The sequence below is a fragment of the Sutterella sp. genome, from assembly GCF_052272535.1.
Lineage (GTDB): Bacteria > Pseudomonadota > Gammaproteobacteria > Burkholderiales > Burkholderiaceae_F > Sutterella.
Map to the genome: position 1 here is coordinate 1 of NZ_DAVZJY010000160.1, position 5,690 is coordinate 5,690.

The window sequence follows — 5,690 nt, forward strand, 5'->3', positions numbered from 1 at the left end:
GAGGATTGTCTCCCCCTGTTCCCTCGGGCGGGGTGAGAAGGAAGTTCCGAGAAGCCGCCGAATTCCTCGCACAGGAACCGGCGGCTTTTCCATGCCTGGGTCCGGCCGGGCGAACCCCCGGCTCCACCGGAGGGTAGCAAAAAGCCCGCGGGTCTCACTTCAACGAGACCGCGCGGGCTTCCCTGTTTGTGCGTTTTCGAGAGGATCCGTCAGCAGCGGGCGAGCTTTTCGAGGCCGTCTCCGGCGACGCGGTAGGTGGTCCAACCGCTCATCGGCGTCGCGCCCATCGAAAGGTAGAAGTCGATTGAGGGCTTGTTCCAGTCGAGGCAGCACCACTCGAGCCGCCCGCAGCCGCGCTCGAGCGCGATTCCGGCGAGGGTTTTGAGGAGCGCCTTCCCATAACCTCTGCCGCGGGCTTCGGGAAGGACGAAGAGGTCTTCGAGATAGATCCCGGCGCGGCCGAGGAAGGTCGAGAAGTTGTGGAAGAAGAGCGCAAAGCCGACGGGGCGGCCGGCCTCCAACGCAAAGACCACCTCGGCCTTCTTCTCGAAGAGCCACTCCTCGAGGAGCGCTTCGGTCGCGACCACCTCGTGGGCGAGCTTTTCGTATTCGGCGAGCCGACCGATGAAGTCGAGGATGAGGGGAACGTCCTCACGCACGGCGAAGCGCCAGGAGAAGGCGTGCGGGCCGCAGGAGGCTACGGATTCGAATCGGGGTTTGATCATGATGGGATGAATGCTTCTGCTTGTGGCGTGAAAGGGCGCGCCGGGGCCGCTCCCCTCCTTCGCGCCCCAAATGCATCAGGCGGCGGGCTTCTTCGCGTCGAGGGCGAGTTGGGTGCGCAGCGCGAGCTTCCAGTCGAGCACCTTCCAGCCGTTCCTGCGCGCGGCGGTGAGGAGCACTGGATCGGGGTTCACGCAGCACGTAAAGCCCGCGGCTTCGGCGAGCGGCAGGTCGTTGCGGCTGTCGGTGAAGAAGAGCACGTCCTTGAGGCCAATCCCCATGCGTTCGGTAACGGCCTCGAGGCGCGTGATCTTCCCCTCCTGGAAGGACGGTACGCCCGCGATCTCGCCCGTGAAGAAGCCCCTCTCTTCAACGAGATCCACGCCGATCGCCTCGTTGATGCCGAAGACGATCTTCGCCACCGGCGTGACGATGAAGGTCGTGGTGGCCGAGAGCACCAGCATCGGGATTCCGGCCTGGGTGCAGTTCCTCACCCACTTCCTGCCGTCGGGGAAGGCAATCGGGGCGATGCGCTTCTTGACGAACTCCACGACGAGCTTCTCAATCTCCGCGACGGGGAGCTTGCGGAAGGCGCCCGAGTGCTTGCGCATGAAGCCGGGCATGTCGAGGTGGCCCTGACTGTAGTCGAGGATCATCTCGCGGTCGATCTGGCGCCAGATCGGGTCCTTGACGATTCCCTTCTCGTAGAGCCATTCGGTCCAGAGAATCGTGGAGTCGCCGGCGATCAGCGTGTGGTCGAGGTCGAAAACGACGAGCTTGGGCGGGAGCTTCGTCCGGGGAAGCGGGAGCGGAAAGGAGGTGGTTTTGGGTGTCACGACGCTGAGGGGAAAACGCAGTGCGGTTGGCGGGAATCCGTGAACGGAGGGCGCATCAATCGGCGCGGGCGTCCGTTCGAGCGTCCTACTCTAGCGCCCGCGCGGGCGGCCGTGGGGTGCTTCGAGTTGATTCAGGACCAAAGAAGGCGCCAATTCACAAAAGCGTGACGCCCTTGTAATAGTTTTGCAATGAATTCGGGCGGCGGCCCGCCCCCTGATTCTCTGGAGAGGAGCCGCCGCCCGAATCGGAGAGATTCGATGGGAGCGTTCAGCGTCCCGCCGGCATCACCCCCAGACCTCGTCGGCGATCTCGCGCACGAGCCGGACCTTGGCCCACTGCTCATCTTCGGTCATGATGTTGCCCTCCTCGGTCGAGGAGAAGCCGCACTGGGGCGAGAGGCAGAGCTGCTCGAGCGGGACGTAATGGGTCGCCTCCTTGATGCGGGCCTTGACGGCGTCCTTGTCCTCGAGTTCGGGGAACTTCGAGGTGATGAGGCCGAGCACCACGGTCTGGTCCTTGATGAAGCGCAGCGGCTCGAACGAGCCCGCGCGGTCGGAATCGTACTCGAGGAAGAACCCGTCCACGTTGCAGTGCGCGAAGAGGATCTCGGCGACGGGCTCGTAGCCGCCCGAGGAGAACCAGGTCGAGCGGAAGTTGCCGCGGCAGATGTGCATCGTGACCGTGAGGTCGGCGGGCTTCTTTTCGAGGACCTTGTTGATCACCTCGACATAGCGGCGCGCAACCCAGTCCACGTCGATGCCGCGGGCCGCGTAGGCGCCGCGCTTCTCGAGCGAGCAGAATTCGCCCCAGCTCGTGTCGTCGAACTGCAGATACCGGCAGCCGCGCTCATAGAGGGCGAGCATCGCGTCGGTCCAGGTCTGCGCGAGGTCCTCGAAGAGCTGATCGGGGTGTTCGGCGTAGTACGGAATCGGCTTGTAGTCCTCAGCGCGCACGCAGGTGATGAGGTGCAGCATCGAGGGTGACGGGATCGTGAACTTGATGGGCGTGTCGCCGGCGATCGCCTTCAGGCGGTCGTAGGCCTCAAGGAACGGATGGTCCTTCGGGAAGTGCAGGCGGTCGACGATCACGATCGTCTCGGCCTTGGGCTGATGGCCTTCGAAGTGCACCGACCAGTGCTCGGCCTTGACGTGCTTGATGCCGCCCACGGCCGCGAGGAAGTCGAGGTGCCAGAAGGCGCGGCGGAATTCGCCGTCCGTGACGGCCTTGAGGCCGTTCGCGGTCTCCTTCTTCACGAGGTCGGCGATGAGGCGGTCCTCAAGCGCCGTGAGGGAGGCGCGGTCAAGCTCGCCCTTCTGGAAGGCGGCGCGCGCCTCGAGAAGCTCCTTGGGACGCAGGAAGCTGCCGACCACGTCGGCACGGTACGGGGGATTCACATGGGCCATTTTTCGAGCTCCTCGGAAAGTTTGCTGCTGAGGGCGTCCGCGTCGGGACGCCGCACGAATGAGTTGGAGGTCGGACGATTATCACCCGGCCCGGCACCTCCGGTCACCCCATCCCGAACGCATGCCTGGTAATACCTCAAGCTGCTGCCGGCAGGCGAAGAGCTCCATTCTCCGCCCTCCCGTCTTTCCTGCCGCCTTTTGAGCGTCCTTCCGGCCCCTTTTCGCCCTCCGCGTCCCCGCGCCTCACCCGCCGGGCGAAGTCTCCGAAGGATGTCCTCCGAAGACTTCGTCCGGCGGGTGGAACCCTTCGGCCTCCGGTTCGCAGTGGGTTCCCCAAGCGGCCGCCTCAGCCGAAGCGATGCCAGTTGGCGAAGAGCCCCCTCAACACGAGCCCGAAGATCACGGGAAGCGCCGCCCAGAGCCAGAAGGGGAGCGCCGCGGGCGCCGTCGCAAGCCCGATGGTGAAGGCGGCGCCGGGGAGCATCAGGGTTCCAAGCCCCGAGAAGACCGACGGCCGCGGAGCGCGGAGTTCAGAGGTCCGTATGCGGCGGATGCAGAAGCCGTCGGCCGCCAAAAGGAGAATCAGCGGTAGTGCGGCGAGAAAGACCGCCGCCGCACGTCCGAGGCGCTTCAGGGCGAGAAGCCCCGTGAGACGGAGATTCTCCACGTAGGGCGCGGAAGCGATCCGCGCGAGGGCCTTGGAGAAGATGCGGCCCGATTCCGTACGGGCGTCTACGCCTGCGGGGAGCATCCCGGGCCGCCTCTCCGAAACCCACTCCCCCCGCTCGGGCCAGAAGACGGTCGTGACGAGCCGGTAGGCGCCGCGCTCGAAGGCGGCTGCGGCCTGCGCCGTCCGGGGACCCAACATCGTCGCGGAGCTCTGCGCCTCCCGCCAGAGGAGTCCCCGCAGGGCTTCCGGGGACGTGAAGGCCGCGCACCAGAGCGTCTCCATCAGCAGCACCGCGAAGAGGAGCGCCGTCATGGTTCTGAGCTTCATGACGCCTCCCCGCCGAAGCCCATCCCGCGCGTCCACCTCCCGAGACGCTCCCCGAAGGGGGCGGCCGGGAGCATTCCGCCCGATTCATCAAAGAGCTGCGCTTCCTCGAGCTCCGGAATCAGAATGGGCATCCGTCCCTTCCAGAGCCTCCCGCCTGAGAGCGACGCGAAGAACTCCGTGTTGGGAAGGCTCCCCAGCGCGTCCATCGGCACCACGGTGTCGCGTCGCCCCGAGAGCGAGCGCGAGACGCTCGCGCGGAAGGTCGGCGCCACCTCGTCGTCGGCGGTGGTCGAAACCGCGGCGGAGCTCTCCCAGACGGTGGTGCGCCCGAAGGCCTCGCAGATGAAGGCCTGGGTCGCCTGGTCCTTGGTCCTCAAGGCGATCAAGTTGTTGAGGTTTCCCAAAGTCATCCGCGCCTTCGCTTCGCTCCCCAACCGCGCGGCGAGGTCGCTCACGGTCTGCATCGCGCACGTGCAGGTGATCCCCGCCTCCATGCCCTTGTTGAGGATCTCGATCAAGGGCGGGTTGATCACGTTCGCCGTCTCGTCGACGAAGAGCGAGACGGGCGAAGCCTCCTCGCCCGAACGCTCGAGGTTGTAGCGCCGGCCGGCGGCAGCGGCGAGGTCCGAGAGGAGAATCGACCCCAAGGCGCCCGCCACCGCACCGTCGGGGAGCGCGTCGAGACCCAGGTAGAGCACCGCCCCGGCCTCCATCGCCGCGTCGATCGTGACGATCGGCCGGTCGTCATCGTCCGCGGGATCGGGCGAGAGGCTTCGCCCGAGCGGGCCCGAAGTGAGCATCGCGAGCGCGGGAACGAGGGATGCGGTGATCTTCGCGTAGTGTTCTCTGGAATGCCGGAAGACCGCGATCAACCCGCTCACCGCCGCCTCGGGGTCGTCGCCCGTCGTGCGCTCCCAGAGGAGGATCGTCGCGATGAGGCGCTTCGAGGCGCGGCTCCCGACGGGCGCCGTCAGGGCTTCGGGCTCGGTCTTGAGGATCGTCTTCACGCGCTCCTCCCAATCTTCGACGCGGCGGTTGAGGTCCTTCTTGAGACAGGCTTCGAGGAGCTCCTCGACCCCGGACTCGAGGAGCCGCCGGAATGCCGTCAGACTCGGGCGCCTGCCGGCGAAGAGAAGCCCCTCGGCCATCACGTGCACGGCCTGCCAGGCAAACGAGATGAACGCTCCGGCGTTGTCGGGCGGGAGCACCGCGACGATGCGGCTCGCGATTTCCGTCGCGCGCGTAAAGCTCCCGAGCGGATCGAGGCGCACCCCGCGCTGCGGGAAGGCCGGATGAAATTCGAGCGGCGCGGGGCGGCCGGCCGCACGGCAGGCGGCCTGCACCGCCCGGCGCAGGCGCTTGCTCGACTTCGGGTCGATCACCACGACGGCTTCACCGCGCAGAATCGCCTGCGCGATGAGGCTCGTGAGCACGACGCCTTTGCCCGCCTGCGTGGTGCCGACCACGAGGGTTCCGCCGCCGAGGCTTTTGAGCGGACGCTCGATCGGCGCCTCCTCGCTCCCGACGCCGTGGATCACGGGAAGCCCGAGGTCGGCGTCGGTGAGGCCGGGGTCGTCGCGCAGCAGCCCCCTCAAGGCGGCCGGCGCCTGCATCACCCGCCAATCCACGCGGGAGATTTCATAGAGCTTCTGCGCCTCGACGGGGGTCCAGGGGAACCCGAGACCGAACCAGACCGAGCGCACCTGGGGCTCGGCTTCGGGGAGCCGCAG

Annotated in this window: 5 protein-coding genes; all 5 read right to left on the reverse strand. The window is 66.8% G+C overall.

What is annotated here, in order from left to right:
- Positions 1 to 209: 209 nt before the first annotated feature.
- Complete coding sequence (locus ACT6Y9_RS08180) at positions 210 to 725, reverse strand: GNAT family N-acetyltransferase (protein ID WP_443744175.1); 516 nt, start codon at positions 723 to 725, stop codon at positions 210 to 212.
- A gap of 75 nt (positions 726 to 800) precedes the next feature.
- Positions 801 to 1,559, reverse strand: a complete 759-nt coding sequence (locus ACT6Y9_RS08185; RefSeq protein WP_443744176.1) for an HAD family hydrolase — start codon at positions 1,557 to 1,559, stop codon at positions 801 to 803.
- Positions 1,560 to 1,844: 285 nt separating this feature from the next.
- Positions 1,845 to 2,963, reverse strand: coding sequence for a 5-methyltetrahydropteroyltriglutamate--homocysteine S-methyltransferase (locus ACT6Y9_RS08190; RefSeq protein ID WP_443744177.1), 1,119 nt, complete (start codon positions 2,961 to 2,963; stop codon positions 1,845 to 1,847).
- 346 nt (positions 2,964 to 3,309) lie between these two features.
- A complete protein-coding gene (locus tag ACT6Y9_RS08195) occupies positions 3,310 to 3,960 on the reverse strand; it encodes a hypothetical protein (protein ID WP_443744178.1) in 651 nt (216 codons plus the stop codon).
- Positions 3,957 to 5,690, reverse strand: a 1,734-nt coding sequence (gene traD, locus ACT6Y9_RS08200) for a conjugative transfer system coupling protein TraD (protein WP_443744179.1), incomplete at its 5' end; no start/stop codon positions are given. The genes traD and ACT6Y9_RS08195, both read right to left, overlap by 4 nt.